Origin of the sequence: Tomitella cavernea, from assembly GCF_016599145.1 — a bacterium.
In the GTDB taxonomy this organism is placed as follows: Bacteria; Actinomycetota; Actinomycetes; order Mycobacteriales; family Mycobacteriaceae; genus Tomitella; species Tomitella cavernae.
Map to the genome: position 1 here is coordinate 1 of NZ_JAENKO010000004.1, position 15091 is coordinate 15091.

The 15091-nt window shown below is 70.5% G+C and carries 12 protein-coding genes; 7 read left to right on the forward strand and 5 right to left on the reverse strand.

Annotated elements, in window-relative coordinates; all coding sequences use genetic code 11:
• Positions 1-325 precede the first annotated feature (325 nt).
• From JJ683_RS02795 to JJ683_RS02815, 5 genes are all read left to right on the forward strand, one after another.
• Positions 326-1996, forward strand: a complete 1671-nt coding sequence (locus JJ683_RS02795; RefSeq protein ID WP_200171151.1) for a glycoside hydrolase family 13 protein — start codon at positions 326-328, stop codon at positions 1994-1996.
• A 131-nt stretch (positions 1997-2127) separates the two neighbouring features.
• A complete protein-coding gene (locus tag JJ683_RS02800; RefSeq protein ID WP_200171152.1) occupies positions 2128-3747 on the forward strand; it encodes an ABC transporter substrate-binding protein in 1620 nt (539 codons plus the stop codon).
• Positions 3744-6371, forward strand: a complete 2628-nt coding sequence (locus tag JJ683_RS02805; RefSeq protein WP_200171153.1) for a glycoside hydrolase family 3 protein — start codon at positions 3744-3746, stop codon at positions 6369-6371. Before JJ683_RS02800 ends, JJ683_RS02805 begins: the two co-directional genes overlap by 4 nt.
• Positions 6372-6381: 10 nt before the next feature.
• A complete protein-coding gene (locus JJ683_RS02810; protein ID WP_200171154.1) occupies positions 6382-7467 on the forward strand; it encodes a Gfo/Idh/MocA family protein in 1086 nt (361 codons plus the stop codon).
• A 116-nt stretch (positions 7468-7583) separates the two neighbouring features.
• Complete coding sequence (locus JJ683_RS02815) at positions 7584-7796, forward strand: hypothetical protein (protein ID WP_207279896.1); 213 nt, start codon at positions 7584-7586, stop codon at positions 7794-7796.
• A 345-nt stretch (positions 7797-8141) separates the two neighbouring features.
• Here the strand turns inward: JJ683_RS02815 and JJ683_RS02820 are convergent, their stop codons facing one another.
• On the reverse strand, positions 8142-8684 hold the full coding sequence (locus tag JJ683_RS02820) for a DUF6036 family nucleotidyltransferase (protein WP_200171156.1): 543 nt from the start codon (positions 8682-8684) through the stop codon (positions 8142-8144).
• Positions 8681-9193, reverse strand: coding sequence for a helix-turn-helix domain-containing protein (locus JJ683_RS02825; protein WP_242474353.1), 513 nt, complete (start codon positions 9191-9193; stop codon positions 8681-8683). The genes JJ683_RS02820 and JJ683_RS02825 overlap by 4 nt, the downstream gene beginning before the upstream one ends.
• A gap of 59 nt (positions 9194-9252) precedes the next feature.
• Here JJ683_RS02825 and JJ683_RS02830 point away from each other — a divergent pair, with 59 nt between their 5' ends.
• Positions 9253-9732: a TetR/AcrR family transcriptional regulator gene (locus JJ683_RS02830; protein WP_200171157.1), complete on the forward strand. Its 480-nt coding sequence runs from the start codon at positions 9253-9255 to the stop codon at positions 9730-9732.
• A gap of 13 nt (positions 9733-9745) precedes the next feature.
• Here JJ683_RS02830 and JJ683_RS02835 read toward each other — a convergent pair whose 3' ends face one another.
• From JJ683_RS02835 to JJ683_RS02845, 3 genes are all read right to left on the reverse strand, one after another.
• Positions 9746-10510, reverse strand: coding sequence for an enoyl-CoA hydratase-related protein (locus JJ683_RS02835; RefSeq protein ID WP_200171158.1), 765 nt, complete (start codon positions 10508-10510; stop codon positions 9746-9748).
• 3 nt (positions 10511-10513) lie between these two features.
• Positions 10514-12070, reverse strand: coding sequence for a class I adenylate-forming enzyme family protein (locus JJ683_RS02840; protein ID WP_200171159.1), 1557 nt, complete (start codon positions 12068-12070; stop codon positions 10514-10516).
• Between the two features lie 62 nt (positions 12071-12132).
• On the reverse strand, positions 12133-13662 hold the full coding sequence (locus tag JJ683_RS02845) for a long-chain-fatty-acid--CoA ligase (protein ID WP_200171160.1): 1530 nt from the start codon (positions 13660-13662) through the stop codon (positions 12133-12135).
• 243 nt (positions 13663-13905) lie between these two features.
• Between JJ683_RS02845 and JJ683_RS02850 the strand changes: the two genes are divergently transcribed.
• Positions 13906-15090 (forward strand): lipid-transfer protein, encoded by a 1185-nt coding sequence (locus tag JJ683_RS02850; RefSeq protein ID WP_200171161.1) that lies wholly within the window; start codon positions 13906-13908, stop codon positions 15088-15090.
• Position 15091 lies beyond the last annotated feature (1 nt).

The window sequence follows — 15091 nt, forward strand, 5'->3', positions numbered from 1 at the left end:
CGCAACCACCACGCCGCCGCAGAAGAAATCCGCCGCGCCACCACCGGCACCAACCTCGGCTAACCTAGCCTCGCGACCCTGGGGAACTTCACCGAGCAACTCTGGGGAAAATCGATGAGCGCCATCACAGGCTGATCCGCGACGGCGACCGAGTGCGTGCGGGGAAGTAACCGCGAGGCATGACCCGTATACTTCGATGGCTCCGGCGGCAGCGCGCCCCTCATCGGCGACACATCCCCACTGGGACCGACCGCCCGGTACGCCCCGCGTGCTGCTACGACTGAGTGACCGGCTTCACAGAGCCGCCGCACAGCCGAGGAGCCCCATGGACACCGCCGCCCGCGTCACCGACCCCGCACACGGGAACACCACCGCCTGGTGGCGCACCGCCGCCATCTACCAGGTCTACATCCGTAGCTTCGCGGACGACAGCGGCGACGGCGTCGGCGACATCGCGGGCCTGCGGCGCCGGCTCCCGTACCTGGCGGAGCTCGGCATCGACGCCGTGTGGATCAACCCCTGGTACCGCTCGCCCATGCACGACGCCGGCTACGACGTGGCCGACTACCGCGACATCGACCCGCTGTTCGGCACCCTCGACGAGGCGCAGGATCTCATCGACGCCGCGCACGCGCTGGGCATCCGGGTGATCCTGGACCTGGTTCCCAACCACGTCTCCCACGAGCACCCGTGGTTCCGCGAGGCGCTCGCCTCCCCGCCCGGCTCGCCGGCCCGCGACCGCTTCCACTTCCGCTCCGGCGACGCCGTCCCCAACGATTGGGTCAGCCCGTTCGGCGGCCCCGCCTGGACCCGCACCACGAACTCCGACGGCACGCCCGGCCAGTGGTACCTGCACCTGTTCACCCCCGAGCAGCCGGACCTGAACTGGAACAACCCCGAGGTCCGCGCGGAGTTCCTGCGCACGCTGCGCTTCTGGTTCGACCGGGGCGTGGACGGCTTCCGCATCGACGTCGCGCACGCCCTGCACAAGGCACCGGGCCTGCCCGACCTCGACGGCCTGCCGTACCCGGTGCCGCGCCCCGAGGACGGCTCGCCCCCGTCGGCACACCCGTTCTTCGACCGCGACGAGGTGCACGCGATCTACCGCGAGTGGCGGACCCTCGCCAACTCCTACGACCCCCCGCGCGTGTTCGTCGCCGAGGCGTGGGTGAACGACCCCGCACGCCTGGCCCGCTACGTCCGGCCCGACGAGCTGCACGGCGCCTTCAACTTCGACTTCCTCCTCGCCCCCTGGAAGCCCGACGTGCTGAAGGCCGTCATCGACCGCTCCCTCGATTCGCACGCCGCCGTCGGCGCCCTGCCCACCTGGGTGCTGTCCAACCACGACGGCATGCGACACGTGTCCAAGCTCGCCCGCCCGCAGACCGACACGCGCGTCGCGTTCCTCAGCCAGGTGCGCGACGACCCCGCCGACCTCGCGCTCGGCGAGCGCCGCGCACGCGCCGCCGCGCTGCTCATGTTCGCCCTGCCCGGCGGGGTGTACATCTACCAGGGCGACGAGCTGGGGCTGCCCGAGGTGGAGGACCTGCCCGACGCGGCGCTGCGCGACCCCATCTGGGAGCGCTCGGGGCACACCGAGCGCGGGCGCGATGGCTGCCGGGTGCCGCTGCCGTGGTCCGGGGACCGCCCGCCCTACGGTTTCAGCCCCGACGGCGCCGCCGTGCCGCCGTGGCTGCCGCAGCCCGACGATTGGGCACCGCGCACCGCCGCCGCCCAGGACGGGGATCCGAGCTCAATGCTCGAGCTCTACCGCACGGCACTGCGGCTCCGGCGCACGCTGCCCGCCGACGCGCCGCTGCGGTGGCTGCCCGCGCCCGACGGCGTCCTGCACTTCTCGCGTGGCGACGCGCTGCGCTGCCTGGTGAACCTCACCGGCGACGCCGTCGCCGCACCCGTGGGCGAGGTGCTCCTGGCCAGCGGCCCCCTGCGCGACGACGGCACCGTACCGCCGGACACGGCCGTGTGGGCGCGCTGACACACCGGCGACCACCGCTTAATGCAGTCCCGTTTACTGGGACAGCAGGGCCTCACCAGTGTTCCCCGTCACAGACTCGATGCAGAGCGTGTAATTCGTGTCACATCTCTGTTCGTTCCCGAAAGGCCGCGATGTCCCCGACCACCCGCCGTTTCACTCTTCTCGCCGCGGCGCTCGCCACCAGCGCAGCGCTCGTCGCCGGCTGCGCGAGTTCCGACGACACGGGCTCGGGCGGAGGCGGCTCCGGCGGGGACGGGACTACCGAATCCGTCAGCGCGGCCGGGATCATCGGCGATCAGGCCGAGCCGGGCGAACCCGTCGACGGCGGGACGCTGAGCTTCGCCGGATACTCGATGCCGTCGAGCCTGGACCCGGCGAAGACGCAGGCGGCCGGGTCCAACGGCGGCACGGAGATGGCGAGCATCTACGACCTGCTCCTGCGGTATGACCCGACCAAGGGCGAGTTCGTGCCGAACCTGGCCGAGTCGTTCACGCAGAGCGACGACCACCTGACCTGGACGCTCACCCTCCGCGACGGCGTCACCTTCAGCGACGGCACGCCCCTCGACGCCGACGCCGTGGTCGCCAGCATCACCCGCTACAACGACGCCGGCGGCGCCAACAGCGACCAGTTCCTCCCGGCGGTCGCCTCCGTCTCCGCCACCGGCCCGCTCACCGTCGAGTTCCGGCTGAACGCGCCGTGGTCGGAGTTCCCGGCGCTGTTCGCCTTCGGCCACGGGATGATCCTCGCCCCCGCCGCCTACGCCGACCCCGACAACTTCAAGCCCATCGGCGCCGGGCCATTCACCGTGACCCACTTCGCCCCGTCCCAGTCGATCGACCTCGCACCGCGCGAGGACTACTGGAACGGCACGCCGCACCTGGACCAGCTCAAGTTCGTCAGCCTCGCCGGCGGCCAGCCCCGCCTCCAAGCGATGGACACCGGCGGCATCCAGATGGCCTACCTGCGCTCTCCCGAGTGGGTGGACGCGGCCAAGGCGAAGTACCCCGGCTACTACGAGCCGCTGAGCGTCGCGAGCGCGGGCGCGATCAATAGCCGCCCGGGCCGCCCAGGCGCCGACGTGAACGTCCGCAAGGCGATGGCGCTGGCCATCGACCCGGAGGTGATCAACCAGCGCGCGTTCGACGGTAAGGCGATGGCCACCAGCAAGGTGTTCGCCGAGTGGTCGAAGTGGCACAACGACGTCCCCGCCACCGAACACGACCCCGACCAGGCGCGCACGCTGCTCGAACAGGCGAAGGCCGGCGGCTATGACGGACACATCGACTACGTCACGGTGAACAGCCCCACCTCCCAGGCCATTGCCACCGCCGTCGAGGCGATGCTCGAGAACGTCGGCTTCGACGTGGACGTGCAGTACACCGCGTCAGTCACCGACATGATCCAGCGGCTATACGTCAACCACGACTTCGACCTCACCCACAGCTCCATGAGCATCTCGGACGCGGTGCCGAACCTGCGCCTGGCCGGGCTCAGGTCCACCGACAAGTCCGACGTGCGCGGCTACAAGAACCCCGAGATGGACGCGGCTCTCGACGCCGCGCACCAGGCCGTCACCGCCGAGGCGGAGAAGGCGGCGCTCAAGCAGGTCGAGCAGATCATCCACGACGACGTACCGCTGATGCCGTGGGCGGCGGGCGGCAACTTCGTTGCGTGGGCGCCGAACGTGTACGGCACCGTCCCCAGCGCCGACGGCATGGTGCTGCTCGGCGGCACGTGGATCCAGTGACACCGGGGTCGCCCGTACCGCCGGGGCCCGGGGGCACTGCGCCCGTCGTTGCAGCGCCTGCCGATGCTGCACCCGCGAAGGAGGAGCTGCGCCGCCTGGTCGCGGCGCTGCCCCTCGAGCGGAAGGTGCGGCTGCTCACCGGCGCCGGCTTCTGGACGCTGCCCGGCGACGACGCGATCGGCCTGCGGCCCGTCGTGATGTCCGACGGGCCGGCCGGGGTGCGCGGAACCGCGCGAGGCGCCGAGGAGCCTTCCCCCGTTCTCCCCTCCGGCAGCGCACTGGGCGCCACGTGGGCCCCCGAGGCCGCCCGCACCTACGGCTCCGTGCTCGGCGCGATCGCACGGGACCGGGGCGTCGACATGCTGCTGGGCCCCACCGTCAACCTGCACCGCTCCCCCTACGGCGGGCGGCACTTCGAGGCGCTGTCCGAAGACCCGCTGCTCACCGGTGTCCTCGCCGCCGCATACGTGGACGGCGTGCAATCCCACGGCGTGGCCACGTGCGTGAAGCACTACGTGGGCAACGACTACGAGGTGCAGCGCCACACCGCCAGCTCCGACATCGACGACCGCACCCTGCGCGAGGTGTATCTCGTGCCGTTCGAGAAGGCGGTGCGCGACGGCGGGGCCTGGACGGTGATGGCCGCCTACAACCGCGTGGGCGGCACCCCGATGACCGAGCATCCGCTGCTCGACGTCCCCTTGAAGGACGAGTGGGGGTTCGACGGCGTCGCGGTCTCCGACTGGCTCGCCGCCCGCTCCACCGTTGCCTGCGGCAGGGCGTCGCTCGACCTCGTGATGCCCGCGGTGTCGAGCCCCTGGGGCGACGCGCTCGTCGCCGCCGTGCGGGCCGGGGACGTCCCCGAGGAGTCGGTGGACGCGAAGCTTCTGCGCGTGCTGCGGCTCGCCGGGCGCGTCGGGGCGCTAAGCATCGAAGAACCGTCGGCCCCGGCCGGCCCCCCTGCGGGCGAGGCCACCGGCATCGCTGACACGGCCGTCGTCGCTGACACTGCCGCTGCCACTGCCGCTGCCGACGCCGTGCGGTTCGCGGTGGAGGGCACGGTGCTGCTGCACAACCGCGGCCTGCTGCCGCTGGCGCCGGGTCCCGGCCCGGCAGACTCCGGCCCGGCGTCTGCTGCCGGCTCGGCGGCCGCAACCGGCCCCGCGTCGATCGCGGTGATCGGCCCCAACGCGGCGTCGGCCCGCATCCAGGGCGGCGGCAGCGCCACGGTGTTGCCCGACGCGTCGGTCTCCCCGCTCGAGGGGATACGCCTCCGGTTCGGCACCGCGCGCGTCGACTTCCGCCTGGGCGTGGAGCCGCACACCGGAATCTTCCCGTATCCGCCGGACGCCGTCCGCAACCCCGTGACGGGCGACCGCGGGCTGCGCGTCACCCTCACCGGCGACGACGGCACGGTGCTCGCCGACGAGACCCGCGCGACGGCCGAACTCACCTGGCTGGGCACCCTCCCCCCGGACGCCGCCACGCTGACGGTGCGCGCGGTGGTCACGCCCGACCGGACCGGCGAGACGGTCGTCGGCGTCGCGTGCGCGGGCGGCTTCCGCATGGACCTCGACGGCGAGCAGGTCCTGGCACCCGACGGACAGCATGCCCCGGACGACGCCCCGCAGCGCCGCCCCGAGCAGGACATCTTCGCGCCGCCCGTGCACACCGTCACCAGGGCGCTCACCGCGGGCCTGCCGTACGATCTCGCCGTGACGTGCGACCTGCGCACCGCGCCGATCCCCGGCGTTCACACGCTCACGCTCGGCTGGGCACCCTACGAGGGCGGGGCCGAGCAGATGCTGGCCGACGCGGAGCGTGCGGCGGGCGCCGCCGAGGTGGCCGTCGTCGTGGTGGGAACGTCGTCGCAGACGGAGAGCGAGGGCTTCGACCGCACCACCCTGCGCCTGCCCGGCCGCCAGGACGAACTGGTGCGCCGCGTCTGCGCCGCCAACCCGCGGACCGTGGTCGTCGTCAACTCGGGCGGCCCGGTGCTCATGCCGTGGCGCGACGAGGCCGGGGCGCTGCTGGTGAGCTGGTTCGGCGGCGGGCGGACGGGCGAGGCGCTGGCGCGGATCCTCGCGGGCGACGACGAGCCCGGCGGCCGCATGCCCACCACGTGGCCCGCCGAGGAAGCCCAGTTGATGGGGCCCGACGCCCCGGTGGACGGGCGCGTCGCCTACGACGAGTCGATCCATGTGGGGCACCGCGGCTGGCTGCGCGCCGGCTTGCGCCCCGCCTGCTGGTTCGGGCAGGGCATCGGCTACACGCAATGGCGTATCGGCGAGGTCGAGGCGCCGCGGATCGTCGCGGCGGGAGAGGGCTTCGCCGTAAAGTGCGCCGTCCGCAACGTCGGCGCACGCCCCGGCAAACAGGTCGTGCAGGTCTACGCGTCGCGCCCGCGCAGCGCCGTGGACCGGCCGCGCCGATGGCTCGCCGGATTCGCCCCGGTGCGCCTCGCCGCGGGCGAGGAATCGGTGGTGACGGTGCCCATCGCCGCCCGCGCACTGGCCGCCTGGCGCGGCGGCGAATGGTGGTATGAGAACGGCGATGTCGAGATCCTGCTGGGCACCTCCGCCGTCGACATCATCGGCCGCGTCATGGTGACCGTGCGCGGATGAGGCCATCGCCGTGAACATCGGAATCCTCGGCGTCGGCAGCGTGTTCGGCGCATACATGCGCGGGCTCCGCGCCGTCGCCGGGCTGCCGGTGCTGCGGCTCGCGTCGCGCGACCCCGAACGTGCCCGGGCGGCCGCGGAGGCCGCGGGCGTGCCGAGGTGGGGCGGGCTCGACGACTTCTGCGCCGACGACGATGTCGAGCTGGTCGTGAACCTCACCCCGCCCGCGGCGCATGCCGGGACCACGCTCCGGCTGCTCGAGGCCGGCAAGCACGTGTTCGTGGAGAAGCCGTTCGCGCCCGACGTCGCCGCCGCGCAGCGGATCATCGACGCCGCCGCGTCGGCTGACCGGCTCTTGGGGTGCGCGCCGGACGTGTTCCTGGGGCCGGCCGGTCAGACGGCCCGCGCCGCGCTCGACGCGGGCATGATCGGCAGGCCGTTCGCCGCGACATCCTTCGTCCGCTCGTCGCGGGTGGAGACGTGGCACCCGGACCCGGCCGGATACTTCGGGCCGCTCGGCGGGCCGGTGCTGGACTGGGGGCCGTACCACGTCGCGCTGCTGGTGAACCTGCTCGGCCCGGTGCGCTCGGTGATGGCCGCAGGCGTGCGGGCGCGCGACGAGGTGGCCGTCTCGGCGCCGGGCCGGACCGGCGACGTGGTGCCGGTGGCCGTGGACACGCACGTGAGCGCCGTGCTCGAGTTCCCGGGGCCGTGCCTGGTCACCGCGATGTACAGCTTCGACGTGTGGGAGACGACGCTGCCGCACCTGGAGATCTACGGCACCGAGGGGACGCTGCGCCTGCCGGACCCCACGCGCCTGCACGGGACCGTGGAGTTCCGGGCGCGCGGCGCCGACGCCTGGACCGCGCTGCCTGCCGTCATGCCCCGGCTCCTGCGCGGCGAGCTGCGGGAGTTCCGGGGGCTCGGGGTGGCGGAGATGGCCGGCCGCCTCGCCGGCGGCGGGGAGCACCGCACGGACGCGGCGCTGGGGCTGCACGTGCTCGACGTGCTCACCGCCCTCGGCGAGTGCTCGATGGACTCGGGCAGCCGGAAGATCCGCAGCACCGTCGCGCGGCCTGCCGCGATGGAACTGGAATAGGGTCGGCGTTTCATCGCAGGGCCGCGGTGCCGAGTGCACCTCCATGTTCACGCCGCCGTTCCGGCACGACGGCACGGAAGTGAGCCCTCGGCGATACCCTGTAAACGAGGAAGGGAGTGACGATGGCCGACCGCTGCGTACGCGTCGGCGACTACCCCGAACTCGCCTACCTGTGCTGGCAGCGCGGGCCGGACGCACACATCCCGGAAGCCGATGCGCTGGCGATCTATGAACGCAATTGGCGACACGTCGGCCCGCTGACCGACCGTGAGCGACGCTTCGTCCACCACCTCGCCGACGCGTACGGCAACGGTGTGCTCCTTGTATAGGCGCCGGCACCACCAGCTGATCGCCCGCGTGCTCGAGAAGCTCGATGCACAGTTGCTGCGCGCTCGACAGGCAGAAAGCCGCCGCCGGGCGACTCTCCCGCCCAGCCTAGGAATCGCGGAAGAACTTCAGCCGGTCAAGCGCGTCGCCCAGCCGCAGAACACTGCCAGGTCGGCGACAGTTTGCGCAGCTCACGGACTCTACCGCTGCCGACCCGTTCCTTTCCTCAATCCTTAGGCTCGAACATCAGCACACTGCCTTCAATTCACGTTCATCGCCAGGTCCCGCGCGTCACCGTCGACCACTGAGGTTCCCCGTCCGCGCGGCGCGTCTCATCGTGTCGTTCGTCACTTCGAATAGTTCGCCAAGAAGCCGCTGACCCTCCTTTGCACGAGCGCGTGCTTCTCCGGCAACAGCGCGCACCGCTCCCGAAGCACCGTGAGAATCAACAGGTTCGCCTGAATGAGCGCGTCGACGAAGACGAGGTCCTTCTCGCGCCTCGCACCGAGTTTGGCGACCGCGAGATCGTAGGGTTCCAAAAAGCGCGGGTCAGCAGGCTCAGCAGCCCTCAGCGGCCAACTGATCAGACGGTCGCGCCAGCCAGGTGGCAGGTAGATCGCCGTGTCGATGTGCACACCTTCCGCGTACACCCCGTTGGTCTGATGGAACGCGGACAGCTCGCCGATGGCCCCTTCGACGTCATCGGCTTTGCTCCGATCGGCGTCGTCGAGGAACGCGATGTCGGCCTCAATAGAAGCAGTCGCCGTGGGCGGGAGGTCGGCCTCGTCAAAGGTCCCCAGGATGGACGGGGAACCGACGACAAGGACATCCCGATCGCCTGTGATCGTGCACGCGGCCCGAAGAAGATGGCCGAGCTCGTCACGTGTCACGCGGCCACGTGTCTGTGGTCCCAGTACTCACGGAACGAGCGCAGCACCTGCCGGCGAACGGGATCGGCAAGCACGCCCGCGAACGGGCTGTTCTGCCGTAACTCCCTGGAGCGCTCATCGGTGCCCGTGAGCACGGCTGCGACTTCCTCGACCCCACCGTCGATGAGATGTTCCCACTGCTGCAGGTAGCGCGCAGCCATGCCGTCAGGACGCTGCCGCGGCTTCCCCACGCGGATGTTCTCTCGCGCTGTCTCGAGCATGCGGTCCGGCTCGGTCACCAGATGGGCCAGCAGCGCACGATGCAGCCACAGGCTCTTCGCCTGCTCACGAGTGAGACCAGGCGCCAGAAGGTGGTCAATATCGCACCGTCGGATCCGACGGTGCGTCCCCGTCTTCGTGCAGTTCAGCTCGCCGCGGTCACACAGATCGACGACATGCTGACGTGAGACGCCGAGCATGCCCGCCGCCTCGCTCGTAGTCAGCCACCCATTATGCACAGCATCCATCATAGCCCTAAACACCATAAACGCAACGGCCCGGCGAGGAGGGGGATGGCCCAGCGCTACTCGTGTCACGTACGGCCTTCTACGCCTACTTCCGTAGCAAGCACGAGACCTTCGTCGTTGTGGCGGGCCAGGTGAGGGACGATTTCCTGCACGCTCACGAGCTCCCCGGCAATCTCGATCCACGGGCGATGGGTCGGGCATCGATTGCGGCATTCCTGACCGCCCATGCGCAGTACTCGGCGCTGCTCACCGTCATCGAGCACGAGGCCGGAGCCGATTCCGAGATAGACGCGATCTGGCACGAGATGCAGAGGCGCCCGGCCCGGCGGATGGCCCGGTACGTCCGCGACCTCGCCGCGCAGGACCAGGCCGATCCCGTCGCCGAGCCCGAAATGCTCGCGGAGTCGATGTTCGCCCTGTTCCGCCGCTTCGGCGCCGAGCTCGCCGTGGACACGATCGACGCCGCCGACCCGACGGGCCGATTCGCGCGACGAGTGGACGAACTCACCGCCGTCTACCTGCGCTTGATCGGCGCCGAGTGACGGAGCCGGCCCGCTAGTCTGCTCCGAACCGCGGCACACGCCCGTCCCGGAACGCCGCAACGCCTTCGGCGAAGTCCTTTGCCGGCAGGAGTTCGATCTGCCCGGTGCGTTCGCGCTCGAGGGCACCATCCAGCTCCGCAAGGGCCGCGGCGTTCACCGCCTTCTTCGTCAGCTCCAGTGCTCGTCGCGGACCGTGTGACAGTCGTTCCGCCACCTCGTCGACACGCGCGTGCAGCTCCGCGTCCGGCACCGCCCGCGTCAACAGATGCGCTGCGGCGGCGTCGGCTGCGGGCAGCCGCTCGGCGAGCAGGGCCATGTCGAGCGCGATCGCGCGGCCTGCCGACGCGGCGAGAAGCGCTGTGGTGCCGCCGTCCGGCATGGCGCCGATCGCCGTGAACGACATGTAGAAGTACGCGCTCTCCGCGGCGAATACCAGATCCGCTGCGCACGCAAGCCCTACGCCGAATCCCACCGCCGGGCCGTTGACGGCTGCGATGACCGGCACGGGCGTCTGCACCACCGCCCGGATCAGCTCGTTCGCCGCGTCGAGCAGCACCGCGGGCGGCTCGTCCACCGCCGTGAGGTCGGCACCGGTGCAGAACGCCCTGCCCTCCCCCGCGAGGATCACGACGCGCACGCCGGGATCGCCGTGCGCGAGCCGCACTGCGGTGGTCAGCTCACGCAACGTCGGCAGATCCAGGGCATTGAGGCGCTCCGGGCGGGCGATGGTGATCCGCAGCTGCGGACCGTCGCGGTCCACCCCGATGTTCCCGCCCATGCGTCAGACCACCACCCGGTACTGCTCCTCGAGCACGTACTTGGTGATCTTGCCCGTCGGCGTGCGCGGGATGGCCTCGCCCCGCCGGATGATCCGCTTGGGCGCCTTGAAGCCGGCCAACGTCCGCTTGCAGTGGTCGATCAGCGCGGCCTCGTCGACCGCGGTGCCCCCGCGGGGAACCACCACGGCGGTGACGGCCTCGCCCCACACCGGGTCCGCCGTGCCGATCACGGCGCAGTCGGCCACATCCGGGTGCTGCAGCAGGACGGCCTCCACCTCGACGGAGAACACGTTCTGCCCGCCCGTCACGATGACGTCCTTCTTCCGCCCCGTCACGTACAGGAAGCCGTCGGAGTCGAACCGGCCGATGTCGCCGGTGTGGATCCAGCCGTCGCGGAAGGTCTCCGACGTCTTCTCTTCGTTGCGGAAATAGCCGGTGGTGGAGGCGGGGCTACGCACGATGATCTCGCCCGACTCGCCGGCCGGAACCCGCCCCCCTTCGTCGTCGACGACGCGGATGTCGCTGAAGATGCTCGCCTGCCCCACCGAGTCGGGGCGTTCACTCTTGTCCGCCGCACCGATCGCCGCTACCAGGCCGGTCTCCTGCATTCCGTAGAACTCGTAGAGGTTCGGGCACAGCGTCGCGAGTGTGCGTTCACGCACCGGTGCGGGCAGCGGCGAACCGGCGAACACGATCGCGCGCAGCGACCCGAAGTCGAAGTCCGTGATGTTCGGCAGTTGCAACAGCATCGCCGCCATCGTGGGCACGAAGTTCGTGATCGTGCACCGTTCCGCCTCGATGTGCTCCGCGATACGCTGCGGTTCGTAGTCGGTGATGACGTTGCGGACGCCCATGCACGTGCCGATCATGAGCCATGCCGCGCCGACCCTCCCGTACATGGGAAAGGCGGTGAGGATCGTGTCGGCGCGCGTGACGTCGAACTCCAGGGGCATCGTCAGCGCTGCGAACGCGTTGTTGTAGTGGTTGAGCCGGTACGCCTTCGGCAACCCCGTGGTGCCGGAGGTGAGGTTGAAATACTGGGTGTCGGTTTCGCGCACATCCACATCCGGCGCAGCATCACTGCCCGCGGCGACGATGTCCTCGTACCGCGCGGCGAAGTCCGGGACGGCCCCCTCCGCTGCGGCGACGACGTGCCGCAGCGGAGTGTCTGCCGCATGCACCTCGGCCGCCACGTCCACATACCCCTCGGCGCAGATCAGTGCCTTCGCTTCACACGACCGCACAAGATCGACCACCTCCGGAGCAGCGAGCCGGTAGTTCAGCGGCACCCCCACCAGGCCGGCCTTCGCCAGCGCGAAGAAGACCTCGACGATCTCCGCGCGGTTGTTGAACAGGTACGCGACCGTGTCGCCCTTCGCCAGTCCGAGGCCCATCAGGCCGTGTGCGAGCCGGTTGACCCGCGTGTCCACCTCGCCGAAGGTGAACCGCCGCCCGGTCGTCGCGCAGTAGATCATTTCGCGATCGCGGTACGTGCGTGCCGCGGTCGCGAGCATGCTGCCCACCACCATGTCACCGGTGGCCCTGGCCGTCGTGTCCATGCTCATCGTCCTTCCCGTCGGGTCTCACGTGCGTGATCTGTGCGGCGCCTGCCACCCGGAGATCACGCGGGCGCGGTGCTGCGGCGCAGTTCGCGCTTGAGGATCTTGCCCGCGCCGGACATGGGCAGCGCATCGCGGAACTCCACGGTGCGCGGGGTCTTGTAGCCGGCGATCCGCTCCCTGCAGAACTCGCGGAGCTCCGCCTCGCTCACCGCGCCGGGCGCCGTCGGCACGACGACGGCGTGCACGCGCTCCCCGTAGGTCTCGTCCGGCAGCCCGATCACCGCGCACGACTGCACCGCAGGATGCTGGGCGAGCGCCTTCTCGACCTCGACCGAGTACACGTTCTCTCCGCCGGTGACGATCATGTCCTTGATCCGGTCGACGATGTAGACGTAGCCGTCGTCGTCCATGTAGCCGCCGTCGCCGGTGTGCATCCAGCCGTCGCGCACGGCATCCTCCGTGGCCTCCGGCCGGTTCCAGTAGCCGAGCATGACGTGGTCGCCCCGGCTGACCACCTCGCCCACCGTGCCACGCGGCACCTCCTCGTCGAACGCGTCGACGATCCGCACCTCCGCGTGCGGCGCGGCACGCCCGGCCGACGTGCGGCGCACGGGATGGTGGTGGTCTTCGGACAGCAGCAGCGTCGCCACGGGCGAGAGTTCCGTCATCCCGTACGCCTGGGTGAAGCCCGCGTTGGGGAACAGCGCCATCGCCTTGTCCAGCACGGATTCCGACATCGGCGACGCCCCGTAGACGATGTGCCGCACACTCGAGGTGTCGTACTCGTGCGCGCCGGGGTGGCCCACGAGCATGCCGATCATCGTCGGCACAAGCAGGGTGCTCGTGACGCCTTCGGCGCTGATCGCTTCGAGCACGGCCGCTGGGCTGAACGAGGAAACCATCACGTGGGTGCCGCCGACGACCGTCTGCGCACACCACGCGGCCCCGTCGGCCAGGTGGAACATCGGGGCGGCATGCAGGAATCGCCCGCCGGGGTCGACGAAGTCCCCCGTCGCCGCCGACCCCATGGCGGAAGCGGCGAGGTTGTCGTGGCTCAGCATGACGCCCTTGGGTGTGCCGGTGGTGCCGCCGGTGTAGTAGATGCCGGCCGGCGCGTCGCCTCCGCGGCGCGCGTCGGGGACGGGCGCCGCGGAGGCGATGAGGTCTTCGTAGTCGAGCATGTCCTCCGGCGCCTGCCCCTCACCGCAATGGATCACCGTGGTGAGCTGCGGGCACTCGGCCCGCAAGCCGGGGACGAACGACGCGAAGTTCTCGTCGACGAACAGCACGCGCGCACCGCATTCGTTGAGCGAGTAAATGATTTCGGCGCTGGACCACCGGACGTTGACAGGCACGAACACCGCGTCCGACCACGGGATGGCCAGGAACAGCTCGGAATAGCGGTCTGAGTTGAGCGCGAGGATGGCGACGCGGTCGCCGCGCGCGACCTCGTACCGCTGCAGTGCGCCCGCCAGCCGCGCAACCCGGTCCGCCGTCTCGGCGAAGGTGCGGGTGCGATCACCGAACACCGTCGACGGCGCATCCGGATTCTGCTGCACCGACCGGTGCAGACCCTGCGTCATGTACATCGTGCCCACTCCGTCCCGGCGTCGCCGCCGATGCTGATCGATCCTCAGGGTGCGCCGGAGGAAGCACCGGAACAGCTACCCGGAGGAACGCCCCAGAACACCTCAAGTGAATCGTTATGATTGTGTCATGTATCACTATCATCAGTTGACAACCCACTGTCAAGGGTTCAAAGTGCTTTATGTGAACCGTTATTAGTTCTCTATTGCGATCAGGCAGACATCACGACGGTCAGGAGCGAAACGATGGTCGACAGGGTCCAGGTGGCCGGCGTGGGGATGGTCCCGTTCGCCACGCCCCGCCGCAGCGAGTCGTACGACGTCATGGCGCAAGGCGCGATCACCGCCGCTCTCACGGATGCGGGTGTGGGGATGCCGCATATTCAGCAGGCTTACGCGGGGTACGTCTACGGCGACTCGACCTGCGGCCAGAACGCCGTCTACGGCGTCGGCATGACCGGTATCCCGGTGATCAACGTGAACAACAACTGCTCGACAGGGTCCACTGCACTGTTCCTGGCACGTCAGGCGGTGGCGTCCGGCGCCGCCGATTGCGTGCTGGCGGTGGGCTTCGAGCAGATGCAGCGCGGCGCGCTCGGCTCGCACTGGGACGACCGCCCCAGCCCCTTCGCCCGCTTCGACCGCGTCCTCGACGAGACCTTGGGGCCGGAGGACGGTGTCCCTATGGCCCCCCGCTACTTCGGCGGCGCCGGCCAGGCCTACGCCGACCGTTACGGCATGGATCCCGCCGTTTTCGCCGAGATCGCGGTCAAGGCGCGCCGGCATGCCGCCAACAACCCCTACGCGGTCTTCCGGGATCCGGTCACCGTGGACGAGGTTCTCGGCTCCCCGCACATCTACGGCCCGCTCTCGCGGCTGCAATGCTGCCCGCCCACGTGCGGGGCGGCCGCCGCGGTCATCGTGAGCGAGGAGTATGCGCGGGAGCACGGCCTGCGCACCGACGTCGCGATCGCGGCGCAGGCCATGACCACCGACAAGCCCGCATCGTTCGACGGCGATCTGCTCCGCCTCGTCGGCTACGACATGACGGCCGCGGCCGCGCGCCAGGTGTACGAGGCCGCGGGGGTGGGCCCGGAGGACATCGGCGTGGTGGAGCTGCACGACTGCTTCACCACCAACGAGCTCCTCAGCTACGAGGCCCTGGGGCTCACGCCGGAGGGCACCGCGGAGAAGTTCATCCGCGACGGGCAGAACACCTACGGAGGTGCCGTCGTGACCAATCCGTCGGGCGGGCTGCTCTCGAAGGGGCACCCACTGGGGGCCACCGGGCTGGCCCAGTGCGCGGAGCTGACGTGGCAGCTGCGCGGAGATGCCGGCGCCCGGCAGGTGGACGGGGCCTCCGTGGCGCTGCAGCACAACATCGGCCTCGGTGGCGCCGCCGTGGTGACGCTCTACGAGAAGGTGGCCTGAC

Bases quoted from the DNA above. Each gene is read 5' to 3' on its own strand.
- JJ683_RS02850 (WP_200171161.1), top strand. From the start codon at position 13,906: ATGGTCGACAGGGTCCAGGTGGCCGGCGTGGGGATGGTCCCGTTCGCC.
- JJ683_RS02825 (WP_242474353.1), bottom strand. From the start codon at position 9,193: ATGATGGATGCTGTGCATAATGGGTGGCTGACTACGAGCGAGGCGGCG.
- JJ683_RS02835 (WP_200171158.1), bottom strand. From the start codon at position 10,510: ATGGGCGGGAACATCGGGGTGGACCGCGACGGTCCGCAGCTGCGGATC.
- JJ683_RS02840 (WP_200171159.1), bottom strand. From the start codon at position 12,070: ATGGACACGACGGCCAGGGCCACCGGTGACATGGTGGTGGGCAGCATG.
- JJ683_RS02845 (WP_200171160.1), bottom strand. From the start codon at position 13,662: ATGTACATGACGCAGGGTCTGCACCGGTCGGTGCAGCAGAATCCGGAT.
- JJ683_RS02800 (WP_200171152.1), top strand. From the start codon at position 2,128: ATGTCCCCGACCACCCGCCGTTTCACTCTTCTCGCCGCGGCGCTCGCC.
- JJ683_RS02795 (WP_200171151.1), top strand. From the start codon at position 326: ATGGACACCGCCGCCCGCGTCACCGACCCCGCACACGGGAACACCACC.